The organism is Mesorhizobium sp. M0166 (genome assembly GCF_040322255.1).
In the GTDB taxonomy this organism is placed as follows: Bacteria; Pseudomonadota; Alphaproteobacteria; order Rhizobiales; family Rhizobiaceae; genus Mesorhizobium.
Map to the genome: position 1 here is coordinate 43,640 of NZ_JAMYTD010000016.1, position 15,668 is coordinate 59,307.

The 15,668-nt window shown below is 57.9% G+C and carries 22 protein-coding genes; 8 read left to right on the top strand and 14 right to left on the bottom strand.

Annotated features, from left to right (window positions below; translation table 11 throughout):
- Positions 1-36: 36 nt before the first annotated feature.
- From NKJ46_RS18425 to NKJ46_RS18435, 3 genes are all read right to left on the bottom strand, one after another.
- Complete coding sequence (locus tag NKJ46_RS18425; RefSeq protein ID WP_352666295.1) at positions 37-339, bottom strand: hypothetical protein; 303 nt, start codon at positions 337-339, stop codon at positions 37-39.
- A 46-nt stretch (positions 340-385) separates the two neighbouring features.
- Positions 386-550, bottom strand: a complete 165-nt coding sequence (locus NKJ46_RS18430) for a hypothetical protein (protein ID WP_352666296.1) — start codon at positions 548-550, stop codon at positions 386-388.
- 126 nt (positions 551-676) lie between these two features.
- Entirely contained in the window at positions 677-1,549 is an 873-nt protein-coding gene (locus NKJ46_RS18435; protein WP_352666298.1) for an ATP-dependent DNA ligase, read from the bottom strand.
- Positions 1,550-1,621: 72 nt separating this feature from the next.
- On the opposite strand from NKJ46_RS18435, the gene NKJ46_RS18440 reads away from it, so the two are divergent.
- Together NKJ46_RS18440 and NKJ46_RS18445 are read left to right on the top strand one after the other, a co-directional pair.
- The gene (locus tag NKJ46_RS18440; RefSeq protein WP_352666300.1) at positions 1,622-1,819 is read left to right on the top strand and encodes a hypothetical protein; all 198 of its coding nucleotides are present in this window, start codon (positions 1,622-1,624) and stop codon (positions 1,817-1,819) included.
- Positions 1,820-1,969: 150 nt separating this feature from the next.
- Positions 1,970-2,194 carry a hypothetical protein gene (locus NKJ46_RS18445; protein WP_352549684.1) on the top strand — a complete coding sequence of 75 codons (225 nt, stop codon included), beginning with the start codon at positions 1,970-1,972 and terminating at the stop codon, positions 2,192-2,194.
- 49 nt (positions 2,195-2,243) lie between these two features.
- Here NKJ46_RS18445 and NKJ46_RS18450 read toward each other — a convergent pair whose 3' ends face one another.
- Together NKJ46_RS18450 and NKJ46_RS18455 are read right to left on the bottom strand one after the other, a co-directional pair.
- Entirely contained in the window at positions 2,244-2,477 is a 234-nt protein-coding gene (locus NKJ46_RS18450; RefSeq protein ID WP_352666302.1) for a hypothetical protein, read from the bottom strand.
- On the bottom strand, positions 2,474-3,235 hold the full coding sequence (locus NKJ46_RS18455) for a hypothetical protein (RefSeq protein ID WP_352666304.1): 762 nt from the start codon (positions 3,233-3,235) through the stop codon (positions 2,474-2,476). Before NKJ46_RS18455 ends, NKJ46_RS18450 begins: the two co-directional genes overlap by 4 nt.
- Positions 3,236-3,543: 308 nt before the next feature.
- Between NKJ46_RS18455 and NKJ46_RS18460 the strand changes: the two genes are divergently transcribed.
- Entirely contained in the window at positions 3,544-3,903 is a 360-nt protein-coding gene (locus NKJ46_RS18460; protein WP_352666305.1) for a hypothetical protein, read from the top strand.
- Between the two features lie 186 nt (positions 3,904-4,089).
- Here the strand turns inward: NKJ46_RS18460 and NKJ46_RS18465 are convergent, their stop codons facing one another.
- Positions 4,090-4,977, bottom strand: coding sequence for a hypothetical protein (locus NKJ46_RS18465; protein ID WP_352666306.1), 888 nt, complete (start codon positions 4,975-4,977; stop codon positions 4,090-4,092).
- A 517-nt stretch (positions 4,978-5,494) separates the two neighbouring features.
- On the opposite strand from NKJ46_RS18465, the gene NKJ46_RS18470 reads away from it, so the two are divergent.
- Both NKJ46_RS18470 and NKJ46_RS18475 read left to right on the top strand, forming a co-directional pair.
- Complete coding sequence (locus NKJ46_RS18470; RefSeq protein ID WP_352666307.1) at positions 5,495-5,827, top strand: hypothetical protein; 333 nt, start codon at positions 5,495-5,497, stop codon at positions 5,825-5,827.
- Positions 5,828-6,008: 181 nt separating this feature from the next.
- Positions 6,009-6,260, top strand: coding sequence for a DUF6894 family protein (locus tag NKJ46_RS18475; protein WP_352666309.1), 252 nt, complete (start codon positions 6,009-6,011; stop codon positions 6,258-6,260).
- Between the two features lie 204 nt (positions 6,261-6,464).
- Here the strand turns inward: NKJ46_RS18475 and NKJ46_RS18480 are convergent, their stop codons facing one another.
- The gene (locus NKJ46_RS18480) at positions 6,465-6,731 is read right to left on the bottom strand and encodes a DUF6894 family protein (RefSeq protein ID WP_352666311.1); all 267 of its coding nucleotides are present in this window, start codon (positions 6,729-6,731) and stop codon (positions 6,465-6,467) included.
- A 170-nt stretch (positions 6,732-6,901) separates the two neighbouring features.
- On the opposite strand from NKJ46_RS18480, the gene NKJ46_RS18485 reads away from it, so the two are divergent.
- The gene (locus NKJ46_RS18485; protein ID WP_352666313.1) at positions 6,902-7,162 is read left to right on the top strand and encodes a hypothetical protein; all 261 of its coding nucleotides are present in this window, start codon (positions 6,902-6,904) and stop codon (positions 7,160-7,162) included.
- A gap of 295 nt (positions 7,163-7,457) precedes the next feature.
- Here the strand turns inward: NKJ46_RS18485 and NKJ46_RS18490 are convergent, their stop codons facing one another.
- Complete coding sequence (locus NKJ46_RS18490) at positions 7,458-8,108, bottom strand: hypothetical protein (RefSeq protein WP_352666315.1); 651 nt, start codon at positions 8,106-8,108, stop codon at positions 7,458-7,460.
- The gene (locus NKJ46_RS18495) at positions 8,108-8,428 is read right to left on the bottom strand and encodes a hypothetical protein (protein ID WP_352666317.1); all 321 of its coding nucleotides are present in this window, start codon (positions 8,426-8,428) and stop codon (positions 8,108-8,110) included. The genes NKJ46_RS18490 and NKJ46_RS18495 overlap by 1 nt, the downstream gene beginning before the upstream one ends.
- Positions 8,429-8,493: 65 nt before the next feature.
- Here NKJ46_RS18495 and NKJ46_RS18500 point away from each other — a divergent pair, with 65 nt between their 5' ends.
- Positions 8,494-8,679 (top strand): hypothetical protein, encoded by a 186-nt coding sequence (locus NKJ46_RS18500; protein ID WP_352666318.1) that lies wholly within the window; start codon positions 8,494-8,496, stop codon positions 8,677-8,679.
- On the opposite strand, the gene NKJ46_RS18505 is transcribed toward NKJ46_RS18500, so the two are convergent.
- The 5 genes from NKJ46_RS18505 to NKJ46_RS18525 are packed head-to-tail and all read right to left on the bottom strand — an operon-like array spanning position 8,676 to position 13,536.
- The gene (locus NKJ46_RS18505) at positions 8,676-10,694 is read right to left on the bottom strand and encodes a hypothetical protein (RefSeq protein ID WP_352666319.1); all 2,019 of its coding nucleotides are present in this window, start codon (positions 10,692-10,694) and stop codon (positions 8,676-8,678) included. The two genes, NKJ46_RS18500 and NKJ46_RS18505, sit on opposite strands and share 4 nt — an antisense overlap.
- Positions 10,691-12,025 carry a hypothetical protein gene (locus tag NKJ46_RS18510; RefSeq protein WP_352666321.1) on the bottom strand — a complete coding sequence of 445 codons (1,335 nt, stop codon included), beginning with the start codon at positions 12,023-12,025 and terminating at the stop codon, positions 10,691-10,693. The genes NKJ46_RS18505 and NKJ46_RS18510 overlap by 4 nt, the downstream gene beginning before the upstream one ends.
- 1 nt (position 12,026) lies before the next feature.
- Complete coding sequence (locus NKJ46_RS18515) at positions 12,027-12,224, bottom strand: hypothetical protein (protein ID WP_352666323.1); 198 nt, start codon at positions 12,222-12,224, stop codon at positions 12,027-12,029.
- Entirely contained in the window at positions 12,221-13,387 is a 1,167-nt protein-coding gene (locus NKJ46_RS18520; protein ID WP_352666324.1) for a hypothetical protein, read from the bottom strand. Before NKJ46_RS18520 ends, NKJ46_RS18515 begins: the two co-directional genes overlap by 4 nt.
- Positions 13,387-13,536 (bottom strand): plasmid mobilization protein, encoded by a 150-nt coding sequence (locus NKJ46_RS18525; protein WP_352666325.1) that lies wholly within the window; start codon positions 13,534-13,536, stop codon positions 13,387-13,389. The genes NKJ46_RS18520 and NKJ46_RS18525 overlap by 1 nt, the downstream gene beginning before the upstream one ends.
- A 283-nt stretch (positions 13,537-13,819) precedes the next feature.
- On the opposite strand from NKJ46_RS18525, the gene NKJ46_RS18530 reads away from it, so the two are divergent.
- Positions 13,820-14,509, top strand: coding sequence for a hypothetical protein (locus NKJ46_RS18530; protein WP_352666327.1), 690 nt, complete (start codon positions 13,820-13,822; stop codon positions 14,507-14,509).
- Positions 14,510-15,668: the final 1,159 nt, after the last annotated feature.

Below are 15,668 nucleotides of genomic sequence, written 5' to 3' on the forward strand. Positions count from 1 at the left end.
CCGCGCGGCCGAGGTCGTCGCACAAAGCGCGTCGGGTTAAGCGAGCTCGTAGCAAAATTCGCAAATCAAGTCCGCAACCTTGACGGCTTCAAAATCGGTCATGTGCGCGGCTGTCTCGACAGCGACAATTTCCATGTCGTCCTGGTCAACGGCCAAGAGGTCAAGGATTTTTGCAAACTTGAACTTCAGCTCACGGTCGCCATCAAACTCATCGATGGTAACGTGTAGAATGCTTTCATTCGCTTCGATCAATCGCGTTTGAATGCTTTCTGGTGAAGCCGCCAGCGCCCTTATTGCTGCGAAGAAATGTCCTCGCGCATTGGAATATTTTTCGTTCATATCGTACCGCCGGCTAAAGGTGATTCAGGATTGAGGCTGAGGCGAGTCATTTTGGTTTTTTGAGGTAGTGCGCTTCCCTCAGGATCGAAGCTCGATCAAACCCGACCAGCGACACGATCTCGCGTATTTGCTCGTCGGAAGCCCCGGTTTCCTGTGCGAGCGCTCGAATAGTTTCCGCCGGAAGACCGGGCCGTCTCTGGTCTTCGTTCATCGTCCTAGTGCCTCAGGTTGGGGCAAGAGTCCGATGGTCACTCACAAGCGTCAGGGCCCCGAGTTGTAAGCTGACGACCCCACATCCATACGCTTTTGTGCGGTCTTTAGCCACTCAATTACGGAATTATTTGCGAAATCCGTCTTCCTCCCGAAAATCCTGCAAAGAGGCATGCCGCAGATCCTCCTCGCCACGCAAGTGCTTCACGCGGCCAATCAGCCCAGGCTTGACCCATTGCGTGGCCGGCCGCTTCATACCCTTCGGCGCCGGTCCGGCATGCTCCTGGACGCGCTTCCATAGCCGCTCGCGGATCTCCCGGCTTGAATTGATAAAGGCAGACCCGACATATCTTCGCGTGCCGATCTCCCCCATGAGGGCGAACGCCGGCTTTCCGGCCTCGCGCTCGACGCCGAGCAGCTCGAATTCGTCAACGGCGTAGCACTTCGCCTTCACCCAGTTGATCGACCGCCCACTGCGATACTTGCTCTTGCGGCGCTTCGAAACCATCCCCTCCATCCCGGCCTGATCGAGCAGGTGAAAGATTGCTTTGGTTTCGCCCGGAAGAGACTCGCTGAACTGGATGCGACTTCCCGCGGGGATCAAGCCGACAAGTAGTTCGCGCCGATGTTCCAGAGGCAGGTCGCAAAGGTCATGGCTATTGAGATGCAGGAGATCGAAGGCGACGAAATAGAGGTCATGCTGGCGCCGGGTAATCGCCTTCCGCAAAGCCGCGAAGTCGGCAAGGCCAGCTTCATTCGGGACAATGATTTCCCCGTCGACGATGGCGCTGTCGACGTTGAGCACTTTGGCCGTTTCGACCAAATCGGGATATTTCGCCGTCCAGTCCATCCCATTGCGCGTGAAGATGCGCGTGCCGGCTTCGTCTATGACGATCTGCGATCTGTAGCCGTCGAACTTGACCTCGTGAATCCAGTCGTCGCCCTCGGGAGGCTTCTCTACCAACGTCGGCATCAGCGGCGGGATGAACTTCAAACGCATGAACGGCACTCGCGGAACGCGATTCAATCCGCTGAGTTACATTAGGTTCAACTAATGCAGGAGGCCTTTGCGGTGTCGCCAGATCTCATCAAGGAAAATTTCGATCGAACAGGCCTCAATCTGATCCGCATGGCTATCGAACAGACATGCCCGGCCGGCGTATTGCCCAGCGAGGAAGCGGTGTTGATGCTCTACGGTCCCGAGCCGATCCATGAAGCAGAAGCCCTTGCCAAGGCCATCATTGAAACTGTCGAACGGCTGTCTCGATAATTCTGGCCGTTCCTCGCGAAATTCCGGAAGCGAGATTTTTTCATATAAGCCCCCACAGCGAACACTCAAAAGGTTCAAAAGGGTCGGCAGCCGTCGCTGTTCTCCCGCTGTTTTCAGTGGCGAGACCTTAATCGGAAGGGAGAAAGGCCTATGGGTCTGGTTTTTACTGGCGAAGAGGGAACCACTGAGCGGTTCGAGTTGGTGCTTGAAGCCTTTGACGGAACAGAGCGCGTCCTCGTCGTGACATCGACCGAAGCGATCGAAGACTTCGGCTTGGATGCCGTGCGTGAAATGGCATCTGAGAAGTACGATGCAGGGCAGTTGGACGAAGCCGGCCGCGTCAGAGTTCTGACTAGCGACCTGCAAGGTAAATAGCCCGCTACCGTGAGGCAGCGGGCTTTCATGTGGCAGAGTTTTCCGTTGATCAGCGATCAGGTGCAATCGCCTCGTAATAGGCCTTCCTCACCTTCTGCGTCATATCTCCTGCGACGTTAACAGCGAAGGAAATCAACTCCCGGTCCCGTTCAGTGAGCACCTGATCGGTGGAGGTGAGGCCGGTTTGATTCAACATGTTCACGAGAACGTCCAACATATTGTCGGCGTCGCAGATCAGCGGCTCCAACTCGCGGAAGGTCATCTTTTCCTTGCCGTCGCTCATGATGATGCTCCCGAAGCCAACTGGAGAACCGATGCCGCCAACTGTGCAGCCCAAATCTCGCCATCCAAGGGGTATTTGCGCGCAATCGCCTTGTTGAAGGTGGTGACCGCCTGCGCCTTGATCAGCATCCCCTCCATAGTCGTTCCCGGCTGCTCCATGATAGCGGTCACCAGATCTGAAAGTGACTTCTTCGCAGCAGCCGCCCTCGCCTTCGCCAGGTCCATGCCTGAAATGTCCCGAAGGCGGGCGGTTTGAGCCTGATAGGCCTTGCCAATCTTGAGCTCTCTCTTGGCTCTAGCGAGCCAGTGCACACGCCTAGCTCGCATGGCCTCACTCGCGTTGTGTCGCAGCGGGCGGTCGGTGGCCACTATGGCCGCGAGGTTTCTGACATCACGGACACAACGGACGCGCTCTTCTCCTGGACGTTTAAGGAGCCGCCCGGCGATATCGCGCTCGCCGTCTGTGTAGTTCCCTCGCGGCCAGGTGATTTCGTCGGGCGCAAGCGGCCAGCGGTGTTTCGATTCCGCAGCGATCCACTCGATTTCTTCGAGCGCGGCAAGGTATTCGGCGGAGGCGTCCGGCAGTTGGTTGCCGAGGCGGACCAGTTCCGGGTTTTCGACAGGTGCGCAGCCGGCGGCCGACGCCACTGTGACAGCGGCGGCAGCGGTTGAGGCAGCCGCTAGCCCGAGCAGCATGCGGCGGCGGTTGATGGCAGCGGGCATGCCTTCGGCGGCTGCCCCAACAGTGATGTTCGGCATGGCATTTTCTCCTAATGGTGATATTTACACCATTTACGGTAATGCCATAACCTATTTGCTGTCAACACATTTTGGTGATAAAAACACCATATGAAGCCAGTTCAATGTCGCATGGGGCGTGCAGCCCTCAATTGGAGTACTCTCGATCTTGCCAGAGCGGCAGGGGTCGGAGGGAATACTGTCAACCGCTTTGAAGCTGGACAGGACGCCCGCGTCAGCAGCGTCGACAAGATGCGGGCCGCACTGGAGGCAGCGGGCGTCGAGTTCATCCCCGAGAATGGTGGCGGCGCTGGGGTGAGGCTTAAGAAATGATCGACGCGCTGAAAATGATCGGAGCTGTGCTTTGCGCTACCGGCCTGACGACACCCGCCATGTCATCAACAATTATCTGTCCGTGGTCAGATGGGTTGATCGCGCTTGTGTTCTCCGTTGACAGGTCGGCTGTGACCATTCGCCATAGCCATTATCACAACGTGAAAACCCTCCCTGTCGTCGAGTCGGAGGGGACTCTGAGCTTCATCGAGGACGGGGGCGCGTACCTTTACCGCTACGAGTATTTCGAGAGTAGCGGGTACCGAACCCTTTCGAACTGGCGCACGGAAAAGGCTTCCGGAAAAGTGTGGCAAGAACTGAGGCGGAACTGCAGCACCGTCGAAGAACTCCAATAGCCTCCCTCAGTCACCGCCCGTCCTTGGCCTTGCCGTACAAAAATGTCAGAAAGACCTAGGCGCCACATATAAGCAGATCGTGCTGTCAAGCCCAGGTTGCAATTCACGATGCCGGTTTGCCAATGCTCTTTGGGCATGCAATGGGGCTGGACGGGGCGCGCGCCTAACGAGGGTTGGCATCACACGCTACTCAAAATCACGGCGACGGTCCTGCCACTCCAAATCGGTCAGCAGCTCCGCTTCGACCGTGATGTCTTCGGCGAACTTGTCCGCGTGCGCAGCTAGAAGTCGTCGCGCAGCAGCCACCGCAGCAGCCTTTCCTTCGCACCGCTCATGATAATTGGAGATGCTTGTGCCGACGCCATCATCCCATCTGGTCACGTCCACTAAGGCGTACCAGACGCCCTTTCCGACACGTCGGCGCCGCAGGATTTCCAAGCGGCGTTCGGCCATTTCTGCGATGGCGCGGAACAGGGACCCTTCCTCAGGATCCGCTTCCGAGCGTTGCCTGGCCTCGACTGCGAATCCCTTTAAGCTCGGTTCCTTCAGGCGCTCAATGGCGTGTCCGATTTTCCAGAAGCCTTCCGAGGCTTCATCTAGCGCTCGGCTCGCATCGTAGGTCAGTGGCGCCTTTCGTTTCGCGACACCTTCTGCGGCTTTCAAACGATCCGCCTTGCGTTTTGGCCAGATGTCGGAAATTACGCGATCGATTTCAGCCTTTCCCGGCTCCCAGCGAAATTCCTTCTCCAACTTCTGCTTTTTTGTGCGGGGCCGCAGTTCAACAACCGTACCGTCGTGCGGGGGAGTCGGCAACAGATCCATCGCGAGAGCTAACGCTTCATGCAAACCCTGCCGGATGCCACCATCTTGATCAAACACCCAAACTGAAGCTTCGGTTCTCAGAATGCGAACTGGCTTTTTAGCCTCGTTCAGTTCCAGAGTTGCGGAAAGAACCCGCTGCTTGGTGCCAGCAAATTGAGGCAGAGAGTCCTTGCCGAATATCAGACCTTGGACTAGCCGGAGCGACATGCGCAGAGGCTCCCCTTCATTGGGAAAAAGGTAGTGTCGGGACATCAACGGCTCTCCATTCGAAGCGTCTCATCGAAACGTTAGAGCACGTGTTAGAGGAAATGAAGCCGCGCGATCGGTCCCGGTTGTCAACAATCTCACAGCGATGGTGCAGCCATGGAGCGTCTTGGCGGAGTGTTTAGTTTGATTTGACTCGCGCAATGCACCGGCAGTTAATCTCCCGTCAGGGCAAAGAGGGGCCACGAACTGGGAGCAAACGATGACTGTGCAAAAGGAAGACTATCGAACGAACAGAGCCGACTTTGCCATTGCTGCTACGCATAGCCGAGCGACCGCTGGAGACGATCCTGACGAGCTAGTGGCAAGAAGAAAGTCCCTATGGCTCAGAGATCGGCGATCTGCAAAATTGGCAGCAAACCCGTCGGAAAGCTCTCCTCAACCGAAGACCAAACCGCGCGGTTAGCGGAGTCCGGTCAGTCCTAGGCATTTCCTCCTGCTATCGTCAATTGCGCCCTTGCGAGGGCGAAGCTTTTGAAGTTCAGTGTGGCAGGGGGAAATCACATTGCGCAAACATTACACCTTCGCGGCGGTGGGGGCCGCGATTATCCTTTTGAGCGGCTGCTCCGGTTCAGGGCTTGGGATGCCCGGCTCGCCGGCTTGGTTTGCCACCACACCGCAGGCGGAACAGGCCACCTATTTCCGGAACCGATGCGTCTCCTACGGCTTCGAGCCAGGAACGCCAGCCATGGCCCAATGCATCCAAAACGAGTCCATCTCGTCGCGCGGTAGGGCATCTGCCAGAGCGAATGCGGCTTTTACCAACATGCAAAACAGTCAGCCAAAAACAACGACTTGCAACCGCTTCGGCAACACCGTGAACTGCACCACGTATTGACGCCCTGGCAGTTCTTGGCGGCTGGAAATAGAAACTGCCCAAACCGCTCGCACACGCGCACTGGTTTGCCCGCTAAGACCCGGCTGCGCCGCTGTTTCCTCGCTGTATCATCAGCGGCGGGCGGTTCTTTGTATGTAAAAAACAGACAGTGAACATTTTCCGGCAATCCTAGTTAGGACAGATGCCGCGCTATTTCTTCGACTTGTCCAGCAATGGAGAGACCTTCCCAGACCCTGAAGGTTCAGAGCTTCCGAACCTGGAATCTGCGGAGGACGAGGCAGCAAAAACGCTGCTTGAAATCGCAAGAGAAAAGCTGCCCGATGGCACCTACCGCGAGGCTAGCATTCAAGTCCGCGATGAAGCAGGCAACCAGCTAGTGCAGATCGTGGTCAAATTCGAACTGAGCCGCAAAGTGGGCATCAGCAGCGCCTAGGTAGGGCGGGAGGAGCTGCTTTCTGACGAGATGGCCCCGTGGTCTTCGGCTATCCGGTCCAACAGCTTACGCGAAGCTGCGATTACACGGCGGGTTTCGTCGATGGTCTGCCGAAGGTCTTCGATGTCTGCGCGCGCGCGGCGCTCATTCAATCGAGCAGTTACTATTTCAAACTTGTCCCAGGCGGAAACCATTTTGAAGACCTTAGCGCTCCCGCAGCTCAAACTTGAGCATTGCCTCTGCGAACCTCTGGCCGCTTTCGTCGCGTACCTTCATCACAAACTCTCGATAGAGACCATCCGGCAGCTTATCTTTGGTGATTTCGACCAAGGCTCTTACCGCCTCTTGTTTTGCAGCTTCGAGGTCGGGCAGATCGGTGCCTTCCAGGTCTGGGAAGACTTGGCCGGTGTCGGTGAAATCGAAGAAAAAGCGAGGCATTCCTACAAACACACCATGGCGGGAATGGTTCAAGCTTGCCTCGCAATTGGTTGGTCAGGCGGCCGTTGTCGCTCTAAATCACGCCGACCGATAACGACCGTGGACTGACCTCCAATGATGTCCGCGACATTTGGTTAAAAACGTACGCGGCCAGACACATCGCCCTGATCGGGCTTAGAGTTACTTCCGAAAGGAGTGCTCTCATGCTGCCATTGCCCCACGCCGTCGATCCAAAGGTAGTTGCTGAGATCAATACTCTGCTAGCCCAGCACGCCGGGGCGGTACCGGTCCCCGTTCACAAACTCGCGGCGGTTGTCCGGCTGCGCCTCAAAAGCCATCTTTCCATCGCGACTATCGAGGAGCTGATCGTGGGCGAAGCCGAGTGTCGCCATCTGCCCATGCTGTTCGAACTGCCGGGAACGGAAGCGGCTGTAGTTTCATCCGCTCTGGGTCGTGCGACTTGAAGGTTAGGGGCACGGGCATCGCTGTGTGATTGGCGAACTAGGTCCATTCATACCACAGCGGCCGCTGTTCGCCGCGCCTCGGCTACCAACGCGGCAATCTCTTTGCGCTGCTCAATCGCCTCACAAGTGAATCGCCCGTGACGGTAAAGGCCATGAGCGGCACCTCTGGGTGCTCCACCGCCAGCGCCATGAAAGCGACATACGCGATGGCCACGTACAGCCGGAGCTTTGCAGCCAACCCCGCTGCGCTTGCTGCGAGCCTGACAACGCGGTGCGCGGTTCATGGGGTTATCGATCATTTTCCTTCAGCTACCCCGCCCCCGTGAGCGACGTTGCCGACGATAGCCTGGCCGCCTTTTTCTACGTTCACACGCTCGACAATCACGCGCTGCTCTCCCTTGCTGCGGTAGCGCTTCAAAGCCTCAACCTGGGCCACATAGGTACGGGAGAGGCGGTTCAATGCTCGCTCGTGCGCTTCCCTCAACTCCCACGTCTTGGCTTCTCCCATGCACATAGCACTATTCATCGTGGCAATGTGGATGGCGGCCATCTGGACACCGAGAGTCGCTTCGATCTGGTCCTTCGGCCGGAGCCCGCACACCATGGACAGGGCATAGTTCATGTCGCCCTCACGTACCACGTTGCCGACCTGAGCAACCTTGGCCAATGAATCGAGAGTGCCGGCAAGGAAAGTGCCGTTATCGGCCCCTACGGCTTCGGCCAATAGCTCATAGCCTAGTGCCGGGTCAGGGTGGTCCACCGCGAGCGATGCGATGCGCTTACCGCCATCTTCGCTCATCGAGATTTTTATTTGCGGGACCGGACGCTTGCTCTCACGGCGCCTGTTGTAGGCAGCCTTTGATGCAAGTTCCCGAGCTGTCGGCTCGTATGACTTCACTACAGCGGTTTCCGCCTTGGCCCTCTTGGGCATTGGGACAACGGTCATCAGTGCCTCACCATACCTGCCTGCTGAATGCCGATCGCCATCAGATCCCCAAGCGCATCCGCAGCCTTGCTGAGCAAGTCCTGGCCCATGGCGTGAAAGAAGCCCGCGTTGCTGATGTCGCCCCGTTCTCGATATGCTTCCGCCAAAGCGTGACAGCCTTGGCCGTAGGCGATGAAATTGAACAGGTCGGTTTCGGTTGCTGCGGTGCACGTGAAGACATCGGAAAGGCTCTGCGCAAGCTCAGGATCCATATCAACAGAGGCGGCCTCCATGCGCTTCTCGACATAGACCATGTAGTCAGAAAGGGTTGGAATGGTCATCTCGCTACAGCCTTCCTCGACCCGGCTCTCTGGACAGTCTGGCTAGGCACGCTTATGTTTTGCGAATGGATAGAAACATCCGCGGCTTCCTCTACGCCGCCGCTTTCATAGTCGCGGCTGTTGCGATGTTCGGCGTTCATTGGCTGATGACCGGCATCAGCAAGGATTTCGGCATGGGCATCACTGTCGGTCTCTTTCTCGGTATCGGCATTGTTGCCTTGGCCTCCAAGCAGGTCAGAGAATCCGATTAACGCACCGGTAGGGCTTGCCGCTGCATCGCAGCTTCCACTGACATTGCTTGTATGAGTTCTCGCGCTCTTTGTGCCGAGATATCGCCACGTCGTTGCGCAGCCTGCACGATCCAGACCCTGCGAGTTACCGACGCCGGATCGTTCGAGGTCAGGATTTTCGCAAGCTCTGTGTTTGATGCGCGTTGGGAGGCCGACCGGGAACCACCGATGATTTTGTCCACTGTATCAGCAGCAGTATCACCGAACCTCAGGTTTAGCGCCGAACGCACAATGCCGGGGCCACCTTTCTGCGGAGCGATGTCTTGCATGGCGGCTGCCCGAGCTGCGGTTTCCGAATTGCGCGTAACGATGCCGCTCGTATCTGCGAACTGTCGCTCGCTATCGAGAATGGCAAGGATGCGGGCGGCTCGTCCCTGGCCGAACAGCGATGCCAAGCGGTCGCGGTTCCAATCACCCTCACCCTTCACAAGCCGCTGAAGCGCAACCCGGTCGTTAGCGTTGGTCCCCACGATGCGATCGATTTCCGCCCGCGCGCCTTGGCGAAGGCGAAGCGGGACGGCTGACGGCCCGAGCGTATCGCCTTGTGGCAATGCGCCGTTGTTAATCTCTGCCTGCAGCTCTGCCGGCCTTGGCGCAGTGCGACCGCTATCAAGTGCCTGCTGGCCACGCAAAAGGGCGTCGTTCTGCCGGGCGAGTTCCGCGAAACGCGCATCCACTTGGCGAATACCGGGAACCGCTCTTTCGAGTTCTTTATTTATCTGCTGTCGCGTGACGGTCAGAGCGCGAATCGCATTGCCGTCAGTCGTGCTCTCCATCAGGCCATCAATGGCTCGCCTAACCTCGAACAAGGTGCGAGGGTTAGGATCGAGGGTATTTGTTCCCGTCGTGTTGAGCATGCCGCGCACACGTTGCACCACTCGTTGTGCGTCGCCGCGCAATCCGGTTGCCATAGTGTCGAGATTGTCCGCGATTGGCCCAACGTTTACCGCTCGTGCGTTTTGGAATGCTTGGTCATAGGCCGGTCCGAGAGCTTGCTGATTGGTCTTTATCTCTCCTGCGATCTGCGAAGGTATCCGAGCCGGTCCTAGCTCACGATCCAACCCTTGAATGATGCGCGAGTTTGCAGCGGCGTCGCGCGCTGCGATGGCAGATCGAATGATGCTCTGTCCCTCACCTGGAGTCGCGGCCAATGCTCCAGCCTGGCGCTGGAGGTTCGGGCCAAGATCCATCGGCATGGCCCTATCGCCAAGGGCCTGAAGGCGCGGAGACATGTCGAGAGCGGAATCTGCCGTAGCCGCCCGGCCGAACATGCGCTCCGCAGCAGATATGGCTGGCCCGCCATAGCGCTGCGCAAGCGCACCAACGCCTTTCCCGACAAGTTGGCCGATGCCAGGCATTACAGCCCCTAAGCCACCGCCCCACGCCAGACCCTCAGGAACAGCCGCCAGCCCGTTTCGGACCCCGGCATCTGCTCCGCCGATTGCAGCGCCAGTCGCGCCTCCAGCAAGCATCCTGGCCAGCAGGGAGGCAGTCCCCGCACCAAAAGCCTCCGGAGCGGCGAGAACGGCCGGCACAGTCCCGAGTACGCCGCCGGCAATACCGCCAGCCTGAGCTGTACGCGGGTTTTTCGCCCGCACATGTTCATCCGCGCTAAGCATACCGTTGCGAATGTCATTGTAGGATTGATCGGCAAAAGGCCGCGCCAGCCCAGCGGCAATAGCTGCCGCGAGGTTTGTCATTCCCGGTCCTAGAATAGGCATCCCGTTGATTGCGCCCCCCGCGAAAGCGCCGAGCTTATCGCCGGGGCGGTTGATCTCGCCAGACTGCGGGTCATAGCCCGTCACGCCCGGGTCAAAGGCCGGCACACCGGGTGGCTGATTTGTCGTCGGGTCGACCGCCGTAGCCGGGGCCATCTCAAAGCCGGGCGGGGGCGGCGGAAATGCGCTGCCACTGCCAGCTGATTGTGACGGCAGGATTTCGAAGCCAGGGGGCGGGGGCGGCAGCTGATTATTCATTGAACTGGCACCCAGTGCGTTCCATCCCATTCGACTGATTGGCCGGTCTGACGGTTCACTGCGCGCGGCCTGGCTTGGGTTCGGTCTGGGTTGTTACCCGCTGACGGGTTCGGATTGTTGACCCGCGAGGGGCCAGCGCCGGGATCGGTCGTTCGCGTAGCCTGAAAGATTTGATCGCCCGCATCCTTGCCATGAACGACACGAAGCAAGGTGCGCTCGTAATCGTCTAACTGGTTTTGGAAATAAGGCGACTTCGGATCGAGCGCCCCCGACTTAGCGGCGAGCATCTTGCCTTCGCCCTCGGTGACATTGCCGAGTGCACCGCCGGTTTTCGATTGCGCGCGCATGGCTTGGAGATTCTCGATTGTCGCGTTCGATTTCAGAACATCAACTTGGCGATAGACCTCCGCCGCCGGGGTATTCGGGATATAGGAGGCGCCAGCCCCAACCAAGCCGGTTGCGCCCGGCTCCTTTGAAAGCGTCCTGATCTTGCCGGCGGCGCCCGTGATGACATCGGTTGCCGTGGCAGCGTTTTCACCTTTGGTCGCATTGGCCAATGATTCATCAGCAGGACCACCCGGAATAGGCTGCATGGTCCAAGCGCCGGTTGCCTGGTCTTGTTTTGCCGCATAACCGGAGGGAATGGGGCCGATGTTCGGGGCGCCCGGCAGATTAACGTTAACGCCGCCTTTGTTGTCTTTCGTCCATTGCTCGAATGAGCCCCTATACCCGTTCTGTTTTGCGAACTGGAAATTCTGGATGTCGCTGGTCGGTGTGTTTTCGTCGCCGCCGAGCTTCCCAGTCAGGATGTAATTCCGGCCCTCTGGCGTGGTGGGGTCGAGATTGTATTGCGCGGCCACCGCAGCCCGCTGGTCGTATTCATTCGGCTCCTGGCTTTTCGACCTCTGAACGATGTAGGAGCGCAATGCGCTCTTGTCCGACGCAAGAACTGTGGCCGTGCCAGGATCGAGGCCCTGGCTTCGCAGCCACTTTGCCGTGACATTCTGGGCGGCCCGATTGGGCGCGATGATGTTCTGCAGGAAATCACCAAGGCCACCAAAACCGCCAGGTGCGGGCGAGGTGGCGGCCTGTGGAGAGCTTTCCGCGGCCGGCGCGCCCTGCCTCAGCTGCGGAGGCGTTGCTGGCCGCCTCTGGCCCTGCGGAGGCATCGCCTGCTGCTGAGGCGCTTGCTGTGGCATCTGAGGGGCAAAACTCTGCTGTGCCTGCATCAGGGCGGCGGGATCGGCGTGGTCCCCGACTCGCGACGGGAAGCCGACAGATGCACCGCCCTGTCCACCGAACAGGTTAGCAAGCAGCCCTTGGAGGTCCATTTCAGCGTCCTTTCGCAGACTGCATGGCCGCAAGCGCTGCCGATGGATTGAGCACGGCAAATCCGAAGCCGCTTTCGAGCGGTTCCACCCCGGCAAGTTTCCCGGCGCGAGCGTCAGCGACTATGGAGCCGATCGGGCGGCATTCGTCGCGGTGGAGCCGCCAGAATTGCATGAGGGTTGGCAGAGTCGCGGTGGTCATGCCCATGCCCTCACGACAAGTCTCCAGTTGGCATTCGTAAAGGCGCCGTTGCCACCGCCGGTTGTCTTGTTCAGGATTGACATGGTGGTGCTGCCGAAGCGAACGTTTATACTTGTCGCATCAGCTACCATAGAAACACCCTTGTTAGATGAGTTCTCGCTACTGAGCGGAATTTCATCACCGATACTGTATCCAAGTTCAGCTGTAGCGCATTGCAGGAGCGCTATATACAGCTTTGGCTGCACACCAAGGCCATGAGCAAGGGTCAATGCCCCAGCATTCGTGATGGTCTGCTGTGCGCTTTCGAAGGACGCTGTAAAGGGCAACGTCGTCCAAGCCGGGGCCGTCGCGCCCGCATTCATCAGAAGAGCCTGGCTCGCAGTTCCCCTAGCAAGACGGGCCTTGACCTTTGCGCCTGTGAAATACTCGATATCGCCGGCCGCCGTGCTTGCCGGGATCGGCAGGAACAGTTTCGGCGCCGCGCCGTCGCCGATCGTCAGAACGTTGTCGTCGGTGTCCCACTGGATATCGCCTTCAGCCGTAGGAGTTGGCGTTGCGCTCTGCTTCAGGGTCAGTGTCGGCGTTGTGAGGGTGGCCGTGGTCAGCGTCATGCCGCTGCCGGAGCCCCCTGTGATGGTCGGCGTACTGATTGCCGGGCTGGTCAGCGTCTTGTTAGTAAGTGTCTCGGCCCCGGTCCTGGTGACAAAGCTGCTGAAATCCATTGTCGGATTAAGCAATTGCCACCCGCCAGCGGAGGCGTTGAGCGCGCTCGAATACATCAGCAGATAAATGCCGTCCGCTTGGATCTCTGCGCCTGAAAGAGCAGAGTCACCGCTCACCGTCACTTTGCGGATCGACTTTGCTCCGATGCCGTTCACATTGATCGACGCGGCTGAGGTGTTGTCCGTGGCGCCTCGAAGGGCTAGGATCAAGCCGTCTGCATAGGCAGTGAACGCCGAATTTGCAGACACGGTCAAAACATTCGCACTGCCGCCCGCCGTCAGAGCCCCGCCGATGTCGCCGAGGAACTCGGCTTGCCGTGCCATCATTTGCCGGGCACTGCCGTTCACGGTGCTCGGCAACTGGCCTTCTTGCCAGTTGACGGCGCTATCAGCCGTCGCGTTGCTGGCGGCAACCTTGCTCCAGTCCCAGATCGACGACACTAGCGTTCACCTGCCGGCCGGGTAACGGCGGCGCGCACGTATTCGGATAGAGTTAGCCCACGTCGCTTGGCAGCAAGGCGAAGTGCCTGCTTCTCCTCTGGAGAAATCCGGAGCCGGATGTTTTCGATCATCGCTGCGCTGAGGCGCATGGGAAATCTCCTGTGACGAACACAGGAAATGTATCAGCCTGGGCTATTGCTGGCGTTCCGCATTACCGGCAATGTGCGACATATTCCGCATCGAGATGGGCAGGCCTGACGATTCCAGAAATGTGAGATGCAAGGCAGCCGTTGTTCCGGCTTGCTCAGATAAGCCGTAAGGCCATGCTCGCGGTATTTGCACAGCCTTCGGATCTGCTGGCCTAATGACATTCGTAGACGAGAACGGCGGAGGCTGGGCGTGCGGCCAACGAAGCAAAAGGGGGAGATGGATATGACGACCAGTGATGAAGAGCTAGAGCGGCTCGACACCAAAATTCGATCGCTGGCCCAAGCATTTCTAGCCGCGGGCCGACCATACTTGCTGAGCCGCCTCGGGAAAGACCTTGGCGATGATCTGAAGCTAGTAAAATTCGGATACGGACGAACGCTGGGCGATTACGTAGCCGAACGTCTGGCCGCGGAATATTCCGTCATTCTCATGGGGCAGCACAAAAACGTTCAAGCCATTGTGCCTAATAATGGAAGCGCCCTCGGAATTGGACAATCAGTGACCCCAGAGGGAATGCGAGGTCCTCGATACAACTACCGGTTCTGGGCGGCATTCTCCGTCCCTCTGATAGAGGGTAGTCGTTGGTTGAACCTCGATGATTTCACCTTCAAAGATGTCCGCGAAAAGCCTGACGGCAACTATATTGAGATTAAGTCCGACCTCGTGGCGCACGAGGACGCTGAAGATCGCGACGCTCTAATCAAATCTAATATCTCGAAATGGCTCGATTCAGAAGGACTATCTCAGGAAAGGTTTATAGCCAAACCTCAGGTGGGCGACGGCAAGGAGTCGGCGATACCTATCGGCCGAACACTGTTGGAAGCGGTTATTCAGGCGCTAGACCGGAAGCAGCTCTCCGCGACAACTTTAAGTCTTGACGTGGTTGCGGACCTCTTGCGCAGGCGGCTCTAAAAGTGACGTACACGATAGTTATCGCGGGCCTTGGTCCGTTGGCTTTTGATCGCGTACGAAAAGAGTCTGACAGCCGAATCGCGCCAGGCGGCCGAGTTGTGATGACGCCAAATCACAGCAACCACTCCTACTCGTCAAGACACGCGAAGGATCTTATTGCACAGGCGCATCAAGTCGCAGTTAAATCGAACGAGGCTGATAAGTTTAGCACGTTGCTTGTCTATTCAGATTTTGGCGACAAGACGACCGAACAGCTATGGGAGAGTTTTTTCCCCTTTTGTTTGCCGATCGCAATTCAACCTTTTTCACCTCCGCCTGACGCCAGTAAACGAGTCTTGAATGAGAGCCTGAATGAGGTTGCCGCGAGGGTGATAACGTCGGCAAAGCAGCTTCGCGACCGATCAAAAATAATATCCGAATTTACACAGCTAGCAAATCTGACACCGCTCCTTCTTCCACCGCGGAACTTCCGGTCGGACGCGTTGCATCGCCTTCTTCGGGATTTGTATCGGAATTTGGCTATTGCCGACGAGCCGACTGAACTGATTAAAGGCGCCCTACAAACGTTCTTCGCAGAATGTCCGAGAACACGCGCACCCGGTCAGGAACGGCACTGCTTTTCAGATGGGCATCTTTATTTTCAGAGCCCTGGGAAGGCGAGACACGGGTTTTTCCGCAACACGAATTCTGAGCGCCACGATATAACATGCCTTCTGAATGCGAGGAGTCGGCTCGGGGGGGCATACCATTATACGTTTCACTACGACTGCGTTCCGACAAAGGGCGGGCTGAGGGCCGAATATGACAACTGCCACGGCGCGCCATGCAAGCCGAAGCCAACACACGTCAACATCGCACCAAACGACTACATGGTGTAATTATAAAGCCGGCAGCCCTCTAAGGACTGCCGGCTCGAATTGTCGCTTGCTTTTGAACAACGGGATCGCAGTCTAGAACAATCTGTTCTCGGTGCTTCATCCCTCACACCTACGGATCTTAACGACCACCGTGAAGGCGTCCTGCAGGACGATGTTCACGATCTAACCGATAAGAACACGCCTCAGTTGAGCCGCAAGCAGCTAACCTTGGCTTCGGATGGCTTTCCAGAAACCCTTTCGGGGTTCCAGTCCGCTCGTGTGTGTCCTACTAAGAATGCATA